The following is a 14,592-nucleotide window of genomic DNA, read 5'->3' on the forward strand; positions in this document are numbered from 1 at the left end:
GCGCATCAGGCGCGCGGAATGCCACGCAGCAGTTTAGTCAGCCCTCGGATCGGTCTTCCAGGCTTCAATGTTCCAGGTGAGATTCGCGCATCGTCACAGGTGGCTGGAGGATTTCGGTCAGGATGTACTGCCGGCGAAGCGTCTCGGGGCGGAGCCAGGCGCTGATGGCGGTGGCGGTGGCGGAGGAGCGCTTCGCCGCGGCGGCGGCAGCGGATGTGGAGTTGATCTCCGTTGCCGAAACCGGCATCCTACCCGCGCCCGATTCGACAGGCGTCTCAGGCTCTGCGGCAAGCGGCGACACGGGCTTGGGCGGGGCCGGTCGTGCAACCGGCGCACGCCGCTGCGCCGGCGCGGGTGCGCGCCGCACCGCAGGTTCTGGCGTCGGACGCCGCGCCGGCGCGCGCTGCGGACGCGACTGCGGCTGTTGCGGCAGCGGCGGAGGCATCCGCTGCGGCGCGCGTGGCGGCAGTTGCTGCCGAGGCGCCGGATGCTGCATCGGCTGGGGCGCCGGCCCCGGTCGCGCCTGCGGCAAGCCCTCGCTTCGCTGCATCTGCTCACGCGCACGCCGGCGACGCTCCTGCTCCTTCTTCTTGGCGATCACCGACATCGCCGCGCTGATCGCCCAGATCAGAAAGAACACCACTCCGAAGAGGATTTTGGTCAGTTCCCCTTCATTGTCAGCCAGGATCAGCGGCAGATCAGTCATGGCGTTGGTCAGTTTGGTTGTGATTGCTGGTCAATCCAGGCTACGCGCCCTTGGTGCCGTCGCCGGGCCGCGCGATCGCCTCGCGCATTGCGGTATCCGCCTGCACGTTGCGCAGCCGATAATAGTCCATCACTCCGAGGTTGCCTTTGCGCAGGGCTTCGGCGATGGCCTTGGGGATTTCCGCCTCGGCCAGCACGACCAGAGCGCGGTTTTCGGCGACCTTGGCGATGTTCTCCTGCTCCTGTGCCACCGCCAGGGCGCGGCGCTTTTCCGCTTCGGCCTGGAAGCGGCGTTTCTCGGCCTCGGCCTGCTCGGCGATCAGCTTGGCGCCCACGTTTTCGCCAACGTCGATGTCGGCAATGTCGATCGAGAGGATCTCGAAGGCGGTGTTGGCATCCAGCCCCTTGGCCAGCACCGCCTTGGAGATGTGGTCCGGGTTCTCCAGCACATCTTTGTAGTCCTTGGCCGAGCCGATCGCGGTGACGATGCCTTCGCCGACGCGTGCGATCACCGTCTCCTCCGTTGCTCCGCCGACCAGACGCTTGATGTTGGTTCGCACGGTCACACGGGCCTTGACCTTGAGCTGGATGCCGTCCTTGGCGACGGCGTCGATGGTGGCCCGGCCCATCGCGGCGCTGGGCACGTCGATGACCTTGGGGTTGACGCTGGTCTGCACAGCGTCGAGGATGTCGCGTCCGGCCAGGTCGATCGCGGTGGCGTTCTGCCACGACAGGTCGATGTTCGCCTTGGATGCCGCGATCATTGCATTGATCACCCGCAGCAGGTCGCCGCCGGCCAGCACGTGCGTTTCCATCTCAGCCTGGCTGACATTCAAACCTGCGCGTGTGGCCTGAATGCGGCTGTTGACGATGAGCGTGGCGTTGACCTTTCGCAGCTTCATGCCGATCAGGTCGATGAAGCTGACGTGAGCTCCGCTGACCAGCGCGCGGATGTACAGCCCGATGAACTGGAACAGCACCGCGAAGATCACCAGCAGCACGATCAGCAGCACGATCATGATGCCCCAGAACAGGGCGCTGCCGCTGTCAGTCGGTTGGGCCAGCAGGTTCATGTTGCGTTTCCTTTCGTCGCTTTGCCTCGATTGGTTCCGGGATTGTGGGCCGCAGCCCCGAAATATCAAACCGGAGAAGTTTAAATTTCGGATCTCACGTATCCGCCACCCGCACAACCGGGCGGTTGTTTTCCACCGCCACGACTCTGACTCGCGTGCCGGGCGGGATCAGCCCCAGGTCGGAAATCGCCTCGACCCTCAGGTCGCCGAAGTCGCATTCGCCGATCGGTCGCATCTCGGTAACGGTTATTCCAGTCTGCCCCGGCGCAACCGGTGAGGGCGGGCGGCTGGTCTGCACCGGCGGCAGGATGATCTTGCGGCCAACCGGCGTGCGCTTCCATAGCTTCAACCCCAGATTGGCCAGAAACGGACTGGCGACGATGGCGGCGAAAAAGACGAGCAGCCCCAGCCACCGGTTGATGTAGAAGCACACGCCGATCGCGCCGCCGAAGCACAGCAACCCGACGACTCCAAGCACGCCGTGCGTCGGCAGCAGCAATTCGCCGACCAGCAGCGCCGCGCCGGCGCCGACCAGCAGGAGGATCAGAAGCACTGGGTCCATGGCTGCGTTGGTAACCACTGATGAACGCGGAGGAACGCGATCAACGCCAACTCAACTCATCTGTGTTCATCCGGTTTCATCAGCCGTTGCTTTCATCCCGTGACGGCGCGAACGACGATGCGATTGCCTTCGATCTGGCGGACGACGACCTCGGTGCCGGCACGAACGAAACCGCTGTCGCTGATGACGTCGGTCACGCGCATGTCGTTGATCGACTCATCGGGAAACGCCGCCGATCCGCCGGGGCGAAGGTCGGTCACCGCCCGTCCCCGCGTGCCGATCGCCGGCCAGACCACCGCCTGCACCGCGCCGGGAACCTGACTCTCGGCCACCGGCACGTTGCCGGTTGGCGTGGTGAGGATCAGGCGACTGAAATAGGGCAGCTTCGGCAGATAACGCTGAAGCCAGACCCACAGGAACAGCGAACAGGCCAGTCCTCCGACCACGATCGCCACGCCGCGCTTCAGCGCCGCCATTGTGCCGGGCAGGGCCGGAAGGATGCCGGGCATTTTGGGCTCGGCCGGCACGAAGGTCATGATCAGCCCTCCCAGCAGCAGGCACAGCCCGGTGATCCCCGCCACGCCGAAGCCCGGCAGCACAAACAGCTCCACCGCCAGCAGCAGCACCCCCAGCACGATCATCAGGATCTCATACCACTGGGCGTAGCCGGTCATCAGCGGCACCCCGACCATGATGGCCAGAGCGCCCACGGCGATGGCCTCGGGGTATCCCATGCCGGGTGTGCGAAATGCAGTCAACAGCGCGAGCATGAACACCACGCCCAGAATCCCGCGCACGGCGCTGTTGGACAAAAAGGCGATGATCTGCTCGCCACCGGTGGGCTGGAGCGTGGCCAGCACCTTCAGCCCCAGCGCTTCGGCCAGGGCTTCGGGCGAGGGGAACTGGCCTTTGCTCAGGCCGAGCTTCTGCGCTTCGTCGGCATTGACGGTCAGCAGTTCGTTGGGTCCATCCACCGGATTTCGCACGCCCGCGACCGGCTTCCAGCCTTCCTTGATCAGCCGCTCGTACTCCGTGGCGTTGACGAAACGCCGCTCGCCGGCCTCGTTTTCCACGTAATGCACGACGATTCCATACTGCACCATGGATTCGGCCAGCAGAGGGTCGTAGCCGTTGCGCATCGCCGAGTCACGGAACTCGGCCAGCAGGGGGCTTTCGGCCTTGGCGCGTTCGGCGCCTTCCAGGCTTCCGCCGGGCACGATCGGAGCCGAGTCGCCCAGGAACGATCCGGGCTGCATGTAGATCGCATCGCACGCCAGCGAGATCAAGGCCCCGGCGCTGTAGGCCATCTCGTCCACGAACGCGATGATGTACAGGTCATCCTGCCGCTTGATGTAGCGGGAGATCTCCATCGCCGGCAGGACCATTCCTCCGGGAGTGTTCAGTCGCAGAATGATCGTGTCGGCGCCGAGCTTTCGGGCCTGTTCGATCCGGCTGATCACCGATGCGCGTGTGAACTCATTGATCTCACCATCCAGGCCGACGATGACCGCGGAGCTGCGCGGCGACGCTCGAGTGGCCGGCGCGGTTGATGTCGCCGTGGCCGGCGCGCGCTGCGGCTGCTGGCCCAGCACAACGGCGCCGAGCAGCAGCCATCCCAGTGACATCGACAGCGCAACTCGCATGTGTCGGTATTCTACGGCAAAGGTCGAAGCGATTCATGGGCCGGAGGTTATAACCCGGCGGGAAGTTTTGAAGTGCCCTTCCCGCAGCGCGGCTCGACTGTCACAGGCAAACCGCTGACTACAGGCGGGCCAGCGGCACGGCGGCCGGTTCGGATTCGTCCAGCGGCGGCGGTTCGACGATCGCCAAATGATCGGCCCAGAATGACTCGAACATCCGCTGCAACGAGCAGCGGCTCATGCGGGCAACGGCGGCCTGGGACATGCGCTGGCGGCGCGGCTCATCGTCCAGCAGCCCGGTGATCGCCTCGCACCAGCTCCGGGCCGACTCGGTCGCCGGAATCACCAGCCCGGTGCTGTTGTGCTCGACGGTTTCCTTGGGTCCTCCCTGGTTGGTGACAATCGCCGGCAGGCCGCTGGCCTGGGCTTCCATCACCGCCTGTCCCAGCGTATCGGTGCGGGAGGGGAAGATGAACAGGTCGCTGCTGGCGTAGAGCGTGGCAAGCTCTGCGTCATTCTGCACGCCCAGGAAATAAGCGGGCAGTCCGTTCAACTCCCGCTTCATCGTTTGCAGGTAAGGTCCATCGCCTGCCAGGACCAGCGCCACGTCCCGCCGCCTGCGGCAGAGCGACTGGAAGATCTCGACAAGCATCGGCAGGTTTTTTTCGACGCTCACCCGTCCGCAATACAGCAGCCGCCGCGGCTCGCGTACGCCGTGGCGCTGCCAGATTGAGAGATCGCGGCGCTGCGGCCCGAACTTCTGGAGGTTGATGCCCGCCGGGATCGTGCGAAGCTTGTCTTCGTCGATTTTCAGATCACGCAGGTGGAACAGGTAGGAGCTGCTGCGGGCGAAGACCGCCGCCGCCTGCCCGTAGAACCACTTCATGTACTGGATCGTGCCGTTGGTGATGCGATGGTCGCGGGTCAGCTTGTCCACGTACGCGGGGAAATCGGTGTGGTAGGTGGCCAGCATCGGCACGCGAAGCATCCTGGAGACCAGCCAGCCGCACAGTCCCATGGGTCCCGGGGTCGAGACGTGCACGGCGTCAAACTGCTGTCGGTCGGCCCACTCCAGCACTTCCAGCAGCGGCGGGAGGCTGATGGTCAGATCCGGGTAGTAGGGCAGCGGCCGGGAGAGCAGCGGCACGAAGTTTTTCCGCCGGATTGATTCCATCCCGTTGGAGGGATTGGCGCAGCAGGTGTGGATGGTCAGTTGGCGTGCCTGCGAGTGCGCCTGCTCGCCCAGATCATGCAGGAATCGCGCCACCCCGTTGATGTCGTCGAACGTGTCGGTGAACAGGCCGATCTTCAGGGTCTCGGCGGTCTTTGGGGTCTGCATGCGCGTGATCTGGCGAAGCAGGTGTCGTTCCTTGTTCTGGTGAAAGACCGCAAAGTAATACGGCAGCAGGACGAATTGCTGCGCCAGGATCGCGCCGATGGTGTCGAACAGATCGGTGAAGCTGGCCTGATCGATGCTGCGCTGGATCGCCGACGCCAGCCCCTGCGTGGCCCTGCGGTTGATGTCGCTGGCAAGCTGGAACATTCGCTGGTGCTCACCGAGTGGAGGCAGGCCTGCCTGCACCGCGGTCAACAGATCCGGATTCTGCTGAAACTGTTCCCACGCCGAACGGAGAAACAGCCGCTTGAGCAGGGCGGTTCCGGCCAGCGGTTCCGGTGGCGGGGGAGTCAGCGGGTGCAGCACGCGGCGCGTGAGCTTGCCAAGCTTATGCTTCAGTCCCAGCAGCAGAAGCTGACGCTTCGTCGGCGCCGCGCGCTCGCCGGCGATGGTCTGCACCAGCGTCGTCGCCAGGTTCGGCTTGTGCCGCGGCGACATGATGTGCCGCGTGTAGTAGCGGATGGCGACGCTGTAGAAGGTATGGGCGAGCTTGGCGCTTGAGCCGGCCTCGCCGCCGGGGCGCGACAGCCCCTGACGCAGGTACTTCAGCACGTCGGCGGGGCAGGAGGTGTCCGGCGGAAACTCGGTCCAGGTTCGCCCGACGTTCAGCAGCCCATGGTCGTCGCTGCCACCGGTTCTGGCCTTGATCCACGGCTCGGGCCACCGCGGCGCCAGGCCGTGTGTCTCGGAAAGTCTTGCGATCTCCTGCCGGGTGAGCCGATTCAGCAGTGGCTCGAACGCATCGCGGTGCAGCGAGCTGTGGGCGCCGTTGAGGCACTCAAACCCCTTGAACAACAGCAGCAGCCGCTCCAGATGCCACCGCTCCAGCTTGTCGTTCTGCCGGTAGATCGGATGCGCCACGCTGTGGGCGATGTTGTTCCGCTCGATGTACTCGGCCACGTCATAGATGTTGTTCGCCAGCGCCTGAAGCTGCTCATGCTGTTGCGGGGTGATGCCGTAGACCAGCACGTGCAGCTTGCAGTGATCCTCGGGGAACCAGCAGGTCAGTTCCTCGCCGACCAGCACATCCGGTTTGTGCGCGATCGACAACGCCCCTTCGATCGAATCGTGGTCGGTGAGGGTGACGAAATCCATGCCGCGCAGGCGGGCTTGCGCGTAGACCTCCTCAGGGCGACTGTAGCTCTCCGGACATCGCAGCGCATTGAGCACCGCCTCGCCGGTCTTGTTGCTGGCGTCGCTGTGGCAATGCAGGTCGATCCGCTTGGGGGCCGATGGCCGGCCCGGGTTGGCCCAGGGCATGTTGTTGATTTAACCCGATTTTGCCACAAAAGGCATCAGGCAAACCAAGAACTCACCAACTGCTAACCAATCTCAAGTGCGCCAAGACCTGGACGGGTGGCTAGGCGGCAGCGCAGGGGTGATTGGAGTATCGGATCAGCGCCTCGAGCGTGGCGGCGGCGCGCCCGGAGTCGATCGCCTCGGCGGCTTCACCGATGCCGTGCGCCAGGTCATTGGACGCGCCGGCAATGACCATCGCCGCCGCCGCGTTCAGCAGAGCGATGTCTCGCATCGGTCCTTTTTCTCCCGACAGCACCCGCCGCAGCGCCTCGGCCGCCTGGTCCACGTCGGCCACCTGAAGATCCGACAGCCGGGCATACGGCAGACCCAGCGATCGTGGGTCGAAGGTCCAGGTGGTGATGCGTCCGTGCTTCAGCTCGCTGACGCGCGTGGGGCCGAGGGTGGACAGCTCGTCCAGCCCGTCCTCTGCATGCACGACCCAGGCGCGCTGACTGCCCAGCTCGCGCAGCACCGCTGCCAGACGATCGGTCAGTTCCGCCGCGAAAACCCCCAGCAACTGATGTCGGGCTTTAGCCGGATTCGTCAGCGGCCCCAGGAGGTTGAAGATGGTGGGGATGCCCAGTGCGCTGCGCGCCGAGGCGACGTGCTTCATCGCCGGATGGTGGCTGCGCGCAAAGGCGAAACAGATGTTGGCCTGCTGAAGGCAGTATGCCAGCGTCGCGGGCGTTGCATCGAGCTTGACCCCCAGCTTTTCCAGCACATCAGCCGAGCCGGCGCGCGAGCTGGCCGATCGATTGCCATGCTTGACGACCCTGACGCCGCTGGCGGCGGCGATCAGAGCGGCGGCGGTGGAGATGTTGAACGTCCCGCGCACGTCTCCGCCCGTGCCGCACGTATCCAGTATCACCCCGTCTATCGGATCGCACACCACGGGGATCACTTTCTCGCGCATCACCGTGGCGGCCCCGACCAGCTCCTCCACCGTCGTGCCCTTGCTGGCCAGACCCACCAGCAACCCGCCGATCTGCGCATCGCTGGCCTGCCCGGACATGATGTACAGGAACGCGTCGCGGGCCTCCTCGCGGGTCAGGTCCTCGCGGCGGCACAGCTTCAGGAGGATGTCTCTGAAGGCGGACATGGATCAGTCAAACGGATGATAGCACAGTTCGGCGGTCACGCAGGCTCGAAATTACGGGCAGATTTGCGGCCCGATATGCCTTTGGGCCTTTTGCACCTGGCCCTTTTGGCATCATCTATTGGCCTATTCCAGCACCGTCACTCCCGCGGTTGCGGTCGTGGGGTATACGGCCGGTTTGATGCCGAACTTGTCCTGATACGCCTGCTGGATCGTGTCGGTAAAGCTCTGGACGTAACGCGGCTGGACCAGCGAGACGGTACATCCGCCAAAGCCCCCGCCAGTCAGCCGCGAGCCGTAGACTCCCTTGATCATCATCGCCTGCTCGACCAGGAAGTCCAGTTCCGGCACGCTGACCTGGTAGTCATCCCGCAGCGAGCGATGACTCTGCACCATCAGCTCGCCGGCCTCCTCGTATTGGCGGCGGTTCAGGTGCGAGGCCGCATCCAGGGTCCGCTGATTCTCGGTGATCACGTGGCGGCAGCGACGATAGACCACATCGGGCAATTTGCCCTTGGCGGATTCGAGCTGTTTGAGCGACACGTCGCGCAGCGCCCTGATCGCCGGATTTTCCTTCTGGAAGAACCGCACGCCTTCCTCGCACTGCCGGCGGCGTTCGGCGTATTCCCCACCGGTCAGCTCGTGTTTGACCATGCTGTTGACGATGACCACGCGCAGCTCGCTGGCGTCGATGGGGACAAAATGCCGGGACAGGTCGCGACAGTCCAGCAGCATCGCGTAGCCCTGCCGGGCCGAGGCGACAATCGTCTGGTCCATGATCCCGCAGGGTACCAGGGCGTATTCATGCTCGGCCTTCTGGCATACCAGCGCCAGCCGCGCGGGGTCCATTTTCAATCCGGCCAGGGTCAGGAAGGCCTGGGCGGTGCCGACCTCGATGGCGGCCGAGCTGGAGAGCCCGCCACCCACCGGCAGGGTGTTGTCCACAAGCATTTCCATGCCGGTCAGCGGGATTCCCGCGGCGATCAGTTCGGCGGCGACGCCGCGGAAGTAATTGCCCCATGCCGGCTCTCCACGGGTGATCTTCGACTGCACCGAAAACTCGACGATCTGATCGGGAAAACTGGTAGAGGCCACACGCACCAGGCCATCGTCGCGCGAGCGGCAGACCATCAGCACATGTGGCTCGATGGCCATCGGCAGCACGAACCCCTCGTTGTAGTCGGTGTGCTCGCCGATCAGATTCACCCGCCCGGGGGCGCGGATGACGTGTAATTTTGCAGCGCCGGGGCCGAAAAGGCCGAGAAAGCGCGCTTTAACAGCGGCGTGCGGCGATTCCATGGGCGGCGAATGTATGACCGGGTGCGGGGGCGGTCAAGACAAAGCGTGCAATCGGGGGTTTCGCATTGCAGGCTGCGGATTGCGCGTGCGGGATTGCGGATTTCGGATCCAGATGCCGCTATACTTCCTGCCCGCAGTGCAACAGCTTCGTGGCAAGTTCATCGTCTTCGACGGCAACGAGGGGTGCGGCAAGAGCACGCAGGCGGCCATGGCGCGCGACCGGCTCCAGCAGCTTGGTCTATCGGTGCTGCTGGTGCGCGATCCGGGAAGCACGCGCATCGGCGAGCAGATCCGCCAGATCCTGCTCAATCCCGAACACACCGAAATGGGGATGCGCTGTGAGATGCTGCTGTATATGGCGGCGCGGGCGCAGATGATGTACGAGCTGATCGCCCCGGCGCTGGAGCAGGGCAAGGTGGTCATTTCCGACCGGTTCATCTCCAGCACGCTGGCGTATCAGCTTGGCGGAGACGGGCTGAGTGCCGCCGAGATCCGTGCCGTGGGCGACATTGCCATCAAGCATCGCTGGCCGGATTTGACGATCATCCTGGACCTGCCCGTGGAGCGCAGTGCCGCGCGGGTCAGGCCGAAATTCACCCTGTTCCCCGACGATCCGGATGCAGGTGTGAAAAAGGACCGCATCGAGCTGCGGTCGATGGCGTATCATGAACAGGTCCGCCAGAACTTTCTGAGGCAGGCCAGGGACCGTCGCCACAAGTACAAGGTGATCGACGCGGACCGCGAACCGCATCTGGTGCACGCGGACGTGTGGCGCGCGCTCGAGGAATTGTGCCGGTCTTCAGCTTGAGACGTGGACACGCAGCTCATCAACTTCGATCAGATTCTCGGGCAGGATTCGGCGATCGAGGCGATCCGCCGCGCCTACAGGCTGAATCGTCTGCCGCACGGGCTGATCTTTGCCGGTCCGGCTGGAGTCGGCAAGGAAACCACCGCCCGCGCGCTGGCGGCGCTGTTTCTGTGCGAACAGCCGCGCGAGCTGGCCTTCTGCGGCACATGCCCGAGCTGCCGGTTGGTCGCCGCCGAAACACATCCCGATTTTCATCTGGTCTATCGTCAGCTCATCCGCATGAGCAGGGAGGAGCACAAAGCCAAGGAGCTTTCAGTCGATGTGGTCAGGCCGTTTTTGATCTCCAAGGCGGCGAACAAGTCGGTGATGGGGGTGGGCAAGGTCTTTGTGGTGCGGGAATCGGAGACGATGACCGCCTCGGCGCAGAACGCCCTGCTGAAGGTTCTGGAGGAGCCGCCGGGGCGGACGTTGATCATCCTGCTGACCGACCAGCCGGACTCGCTGCTGCCGACGGTTCGCAGCCGCTGCCAACTGATCCGCTTTGCGCCGCTGGAGGGCAATGTGATTGTCCGGCTGCTTGCCGCAAGGGGAGTGTCCCGGGAGCAGGCGCAGGCGGCGTCGCAGTTCACACAAGGGTCCGTGGGACTGGCCCTGCAATGGCTGGAGGATGGGGTCATCGAGCGTGCCCGGCAGCTTACGGGGATGCTGGAGGCGCTTGTGGCGGGCGGATCAGCGGCGGGATTGCAGCAGTGGCTGCGGGCCGCCGCCGAGGAATACGCCGTCAAGCAGCTTTCCCGTGATGAGCTGGCCAGCAAAGATCAACTCACGCGCGAGGGGGTGGTTCTGTACCTGACGCTGTGCGCGCAGTACTTCGACAGACGGCTTGGTCAGCTTCATGGCCAATCCGACGCACTGGAGCGTTGCTGCGCCGCGATCGATGCGGCATTGGCTGCCGAGCGGCTGGTCGAAGCCAACGTGAACGTGCCGCTGTGCATGCAGCAGTTTGCCGGCGCTCTTGAGGCCGCCGTCGGCGCCGTCGAGTAGCGGGCGGTCACCTGGTCAGTCATGCCTCAAGGCACGAAGGCGGGTTGGCGGGGGTGCCAGCTTCGACCGCCTCCCCAGACCTTCGTGCCTTGTTGGCCCTGCTTCCCCAGGGGTTGGGTCCGTGCTGTTGACCGCAACCAACGGATCGTGTCTTGTTCAACCTTCGGAGGTCGATGCTTCCTCCTGCTCCATCTGCTCGATGGCCTTGAGGTGTCGGGCACTGACGTATCTGGCCAGTGCGCCGGCGGCGGTGAACAGGGCCATCAGGATCAGAAACCCGACCAGAAACCACCTCAGCCGCGGATCCCGGTCCGCCGGCCAGGGCTTGATCAGCTCCGCCGCCAGCAATGCCCCGGTCATGGCGTAGGCGCCCAGATAGCTGAGCACGGCGGCGACGACGGTCATCAGGCCGAATACCGTGGCGGTTCGCGGCCGCGGCGGCGCGGGAACGGCCTGGAATTCCGCTTCCATTTCTGCGATCTGGTTCATCACTCTCCACACTCCCGGCCCGCGTACGACCGGTCTTCTGCCGATTGGGGATATACGATACGTCCGCAGTCGGGGCAAAGTGGCCTGAAGATCCCGGGCTGGCAGGGCGGGTCAGGGCTTCTGAACAGACCTATTCGGGCAATTGCCGCAACAGCTCGGCGATTCGGACGTGAGGGCGAGGCAGCGGATAATGTTCCAGGTCCTTCAACCTGATCCACCGGCATGGCCGCTGCGACCGTCGCTTCAGGTTCCGGTGGTCTTGGGCCTCGTGGCCGTCAAGCAGATCGCACACAAAGACTTCGAAGCGATATCGGCGGTGGGTCAGGTCATGGTCAATGCTTGTCAGGTGAGCCGGCGGCGTGACGCGAAACTGAAGCGCCGAACGAAGCAGCCGGGCAGATACGATGCCCTCGTGCTTGTCGGCGTCCAGCGTGATGAACTGCCAGAGTCCGGCCCATCGTCCGGTGGAGGGCCGTTGTTCGATCAGCCAGGCTGGGTCCGAGTTGCCAGTGTTGTGGCGACGGATGCAGAAGGTCCAGCGGCGATGCAGGGGTCTGGTCGGGGCAATCCTTGGTGTTGGGATCTGGTGCTGGAGACCGGCGGCGCAGGCACCGCAGCATGATCGAACCGGGCACAGCCGGCACAGGGGCCTGCGGGGGGTGCAGATCGTTGCCCCAAGGTCCATCAGGGCGGCGTTGAAGTCTCCGACGCGGCTGGCGGGCAGCAGTTGCTCGGCCCGTTGCCACAGGAGCTTTTGGATCCCGGGCTTGCGTGGATCGGCGGCCAGGGTATCCAGCCGGCAGATCACTCGGGCCACGTTGCCGTCCAGGGCGGCGGCGCGGACGCCAAAGGCGATCGACGCCACGGCCGCGGCGGTGTACCGGCCGATCCCCGGCAGGGTTAGCAGCGTCTCAACGTCCGGGGGAATCTGCCCGTGATGGAATTGGACGATCGTTCTGGCCGCCGCGTGCAGATTCCTTGCCCGCCGGTAGTAGCCCAGCCCCTGCCAGAGCTTGAGCACGAGCTGTTCGTCGGCGGCGGCCAGGTCGGCGATGGTCGGCAATTGCCGGATGAATCGCTGGAAGTAAGGCAGCACGGTGGCGACCTGCGTCTGCTGGAGCATGACTTCGCTGAGCAGCACGTGATAGGGGTTGGGGGCCTGGCCCGGCGGGGCGCGCCAGGGCAGGTCGCGCCGGTGCTGGTCGTACCAGTCGAGCAGTCGTCGCGCCAAACGAGCGGGCGAGCATGACATGTGGCGAAATTGTAGCTTCGGGGCTTGCATTTGACGGACAGGACGGTATGTTGATCGTCCGGTTGCGACAACGGTAGACAGGGAAGGTTGTAGCACACAGTGGGGACCGGAATCGCGCGGATCGTGAAGCATCCATGCACCTCGGGCTAGCGTGGGTTCACGGAGGACTCCATGAGACAGCCGCACGTCGATGATTTCGTCCGACTGACCACCGACATCCCTGAGTTGGCGCTGGCGCGTGGCGAAGTGGGCATCGTTCGCAGCACGTGGTTTGCGCCCAGCGTGGCGTACGAGGTCGAGTTCCACCAGAAGGGGCAGAGCTGCGAGATGCGCGCCCTGCTGATGCCTGAGCAGCTTCAGGTGGAAGAGGGTTCGTTGTTCGCCGGCGAGACTGCCGCGAACTGAACGCAAGCCGACCCGTGCCCGCCCGCGGCGGATGCCGGATGTGAACAGTTCATGTACTTCAGATCGTGTCGAGGGCGACACGCGATCGACATAATCGATCGCGTTTTTTGTGCGCGCCGCCAGACCATCGCCTGTTCACTATGGCGGTTGTTCGATCCGTGGCTGGCTCGACTTGTTGATGATGGGCGATAGGATCGTCGGGTCATGGACGAGCAGAAGGCTGCGAGTCGTGCGAAAGCTGCGGCGAACGTCGCGTCGGCGGGCAGGGGCGCCGGCCTGCGCGTGCTGCTCGTCCACAACTTCTACCAGCAGCCGGGCGGAGAGGATCAGGTCTTTGCCGCCGAGGCGAGGTTGCTGGAGTCTCGGGGGCACGTGGTCGCTCGATTCACGATGGATAACGACGCGATCGAGGGGATGGGCAGGCTCGAGCTGGCGGGCAAGACGCTCTGGAATCGCGCGGCACAGCAATCGCTGCGGCAGGCGATTCAGCAGATCCGCGCCGACGTGGTTCACTTCCACAACACGTTTCCACTGATCTCACCGGCGGCGTATTACACGGCGCACGAGCAGGGTGCGGCGGTGGTGCAAACACTGCACAACTATCGACTGCTGTGTCCGGCGGCGACGTTCTATCGGGAAGGGCACGTGTGCGAGCAGTGTCTGGGTCGAACAGTGGCCTGGCCGGCGGTGGTGTACCGGTGCTATCGGGGGAGTCGATCGGCGTCGGCGGTGGTCGCGGGAATGCTGGCGTCGCATCGCCTGATGCACACGTGGCGCGAGCAGGTGGACATCTACATTGCGCTCACGCAGTTCGCGCGCAACAAGCTGATCGAAGGTGGCCTGCCCGCCGACCGGATATTGGTCAAGCCGAATTTCGTGGATCCGGATCCTGGTCCTGGGGATGGGCATGGAGGCTATGCGCTGTTTGTTGGCCGGCTTACAGAGGAGAAGGGGATTCGGACGTTGCTGGAATCATGGAAATCCTTATATGCTCGCGCGGGTGTGCGGTTGCGCATTGTCGGTGACGGCCCGATGCGTCAGCAGGTTATCCAGCAGGCGCATGAACAGGAAGGTATCGAGTACATGGGCCGTCGCGCCCCGGAAGAAGTTTATGGTATGATGGGTGAAGCGCGGGCGTTGATCTTTCCTTCGATCTGGTACGAGGGGTTGCCACGGACGATCATCGAGTCGTTTGCGGTGGGTACGCCTGTGGTTGCCTCGCGGCTCGGATCGATGGCGGAGGTGGTGGATGCCGGCCGAACCGGGATGCTGTTCGCTCCCGGAAATGGGAAGGAATTGACGTCGGCAATGGAAGAGTTGGTGCGTGAGGAAGGTCGTTATTGGCAGATGAGGCAATCGGCGCGTCTGGAGTACCAGACGCGATACACGGCGGAAGTGAACTACCCCACGCTGCTTGAATGCTATGAGGCGGCGGTCGCTCGCCTGCGATGAGCCGATTCGCTTCAATCCGGTGCGATGTTTGCATGCACCAATTGCCCTGTCACCAGCAGTAAATGAGCATTG

General features: G+C 64.4%; 13 protein-coding genes. 4 read left to right on the forward strand and 9 right to left on the reverse strand.

From position 1 onward, the window contains the following. Positions 1-64 precede the first annotated feature (64 nt). The 7 genes from ACQS5P_RS16275 to galK all read right to left on the reverse strand — a co-directional run bounded on the left by ACQS5P_RS16275 (position 65) and on the right by galK (position 9,070). On the reverse strand, positions 65-706 hold the full coding sequence (locus tag ACQS5P_RS16275; protein WP_428937673.1) for a hypothetical protein: 642 nt from the start codon (positions 704-706) through the stop codon (positions 65-67). A 40-nt stretch (positions 707-746) separates the two neighbouring features. Continuing rightward, complete coding sequence (gene floA, locus ACQS5P_RS16280; protein ID WP_428937674.1) at positions 747-1,778, reverse strand: flotillin-like protein FloA; 1,032 nt, start codon at positions 1,776-1,778, stop codon at positions 747-749. 94 nt (positions 1,779-1,872) lie between these two features. Beyond that, positions 1,873-2,340, reverse strand: a complete 468-nt coding sequence (locus ACQS5P_RS16285; RefSeq protein WP_428937675.1) for an NfeD family protein — start codon at positions 2,338-2,340, stop codon at positions 1,873-1,875. A 92-nt stretch (positions 2,341-2,432) separates the two neighbouring features. Next, positions 2,433-3,983 carry an NfeD family protein gene (locus ACQS5P_RS16290; RefSeq protein WP_428937676.1) on the reverse strand — a complete coding sequence of 517 codons (1,551 nt, stop codon included), beginning with the start codon at positions 3,981-3,983 and terminating at the stop codon, positions 2,433-2,435. Between the two features lie 118 nt (positions 3,984-4,101). Next, complete coding sequence (locus tag ACQS5P_RS16295; protein WP_428937677.1) at positions 4,102-6,636, reverse strand: glycosyltransferase; 2,535 nt, start codon at positions 6,634-6,636, stop codon at positions 4,102-4,104. Between the two features lie 100 nt (positions 6,637-6,736). After that, entirely contained in the window at positions 6,737-7,774 is a 1,038-nt protein-coding gene (gene trpD, locus ACQS5P_RS16300; RefSeq protein WP_428937678.1) for an anthranilate phosphoribosyltransferase, read from the reverse strand. A 123-nt stretch (positions 7,775-7,897) separates the two neighbouring features. Then, entirely contained in the window at positions 7,898-9,070 is a 1,173-nt protein-coding gene (galK, locus tag ACQS5P_RS16305) for a galactokinase (RefSeq protein ID WP_428937679.1), read from the reverse strand. A 136-nt stretch (positions 9,071-9,206) separates the two neighbouring features. Here galK and tmk point away from each other — a divergent pair, with 136 nt between their 5' ends. Both tmk and holB read left to right on the forward strand, forming a co-directional pair. Beyond that, positions 9,207-9,878, forward strand: a complete 672-nt coding sequence (gene tmk, locus ACQS5P_RS16310) for a dTMP kinase (RefSeq protein WP_428937680.1) — start codon at positions 9,207-9,209, stop codon at positions 9,876-9,878. A gap of 3 nt (positions 9,879-9,881) precedes the next feature. Then, positions 9,882-10,922: a DNA polymerase III subunit delta' gene (holB, locus tag ACQS5P_RS16315; protein WP_428937681.1), complete on the forward strand. Its 1,041-nt coding sequence runs from the start codon at positions 9,882-9,884 to the stop codon at positions 10,920-10,922. A 156-nt stretch (positions 10,923-11,078) separates the two neighbouring features. Here holB and ACQS5P_RS16320 read toward each other — a convergent pair whose 3' ends face one another. Together ACQS5P_RS16320 and mutY are read right to left on the reverse strand one after the other, a co-directional pair. Beyond that, positions 11,079-11,411 carry a hypothetical protein gene (locus tag ACQS5P_RS16320; RefSeq protein WP_428937682.1) on the reverse strand — a complete coding sequence of 111 codons (333 nt, stop codon included), beginning with the start codon at positions 11,409-11,411 and terminating at the stop codon, positions 11,079-11,081. 130 nt (positions 11,412-11,541) lie between these two features. Continuing rightward, entirely contained in the window at positions 11,542-12,663 is a 1,122-nt protein-coding gene (gene mutY, locus ACQS5P_RS16325; RefSeq protein WP_428937683.1) for an A/G-specific adenine glycosylase, read from the reverse strand. 171 nt (positions 12,664-12,834) lie between these two features. On the opposite strand from mutY, the gene ACQS5P_RS16330 reads away from it, so the two are divergent. Both ACQS5P_RS16330 and ACQS5P_RS16335 read left to right on the forward strand, forming a co-directional pair. Next, positions 12,835-13,068 carry a DUF4926 domain-containing protein gene (locus ACQS5P_RS16330; RefSeq protein WP_428937684.1) on the forward strand — a complete coding sequence of 78 codons (234 nt, stop codon included), beginning with the start codon at positions 12,835-12,837 and terminating at the stop codon, positions 13,066-13,068. A 204-nt stretch (positions 13,069-13,272) separates the two neighbouring features. Further along, positions 13,273-14,520 (forward strand): glycosyltransferase, encoded by a 1,248-nt coding sequence (locus ACQS5P_RS16335; RefSeq protein WP_428937685.1) that lies wholly within the window; start codon positions 13,273-13,275, stop codon positions 14,518-14,520. Positions 14,521-14,592 lie beyond the last annotated feature (72 nt).

Origin of the sequence: Fontivita pretiosa (assembly GCF_050410795.1) — a bacterium.
Taxonomy (GTDB): domain Bacteria; phylum Planctomycetota; class Phycisphaerae; order Tepidisphaerales; family Tepidisphaeraceae; genus Fontivita; species Fontivita pretiosa.

Bases quoted from the DNA above. Each gene is read 5' to 3' on its own strand.
- ACQS5P_RS16290 (WP_428937676.1), bottom strand. From the start codon at position 3,983: ATGCGAGTTGCGCTGTCGATGTCACTGGGATGGCTGCTGCTCGGCGCC.
- ACQS5P_RS16330 (WP_428937684.1), top strand. From the start codon at position 12,835: ATGAGACAGCCGCACGTCGATGATTTCGTCCGACTGACCACCGACATC.
- ACQS5P_RS16320 (WP_428937682.1), bottom strand. From the start codon at position 11,411: ATGAACCAGATCGCAGAAATGGAAGCGGAATTCCAGGCCGTTCCCGCG.
- ACQS5P_RS16275 (WP_428937673.1), bottom strand. From the start codon at position 706: ATGACTGATCTGCCGCTGATCCTGGCTGACAATGAAGGGGAACTGACC.
- mutY (WP_428937683.1), bottom strand. From the start codon at position 12,663: ATGTCATGCTCGCCCGCTCGTTTGGCGCGACGACTGCTCGACTGGTAC.
- trpD (WP_428937678.1), bottom strand. From the start codon at position 7,774: ATGTCCGCCTTCAGAGACATCCTCCTGAAGCTGTGCCGCCGCGAGGAC.
- floA (WP_428937674.1), bottom strand. From the start codon at position 1,778: ATGAACCTGCTGGCCCAACCGACTGACAGCGGCAGCGCCCTGTTCTGG.
- ACQS5P_RS16295 (WP_428937677.1), bottom strand. From the start codon at position 6,636: ATGCCCTGGGCCAACCCGGGCCGGCCATCGGCCCCCAAGCGGATCGAC.
- ACQS5P_RS16335 (WP_428937685.1), top strand. From the start codon at position 13,273: ATGGACGAGCAGAAGGCTGCGAGTCGTGCGAAAGCTGCGGCGAACGTC.
- ACQS5P_RS16285 (WP_428937675.1), bottom strand. From the start codon at position 2,340: ATGGACCCAGTGCTTCTGATCCTCCTGCTGGTCGGCGCCGGCGCGGCG.
- galK (WP_428937679.1), bottom strand. From the start codon at position 9,070: ATGGAATCGCCGCACGCCGCTGTTAAAGCGCGCTTTCTCGGCCTTTTC.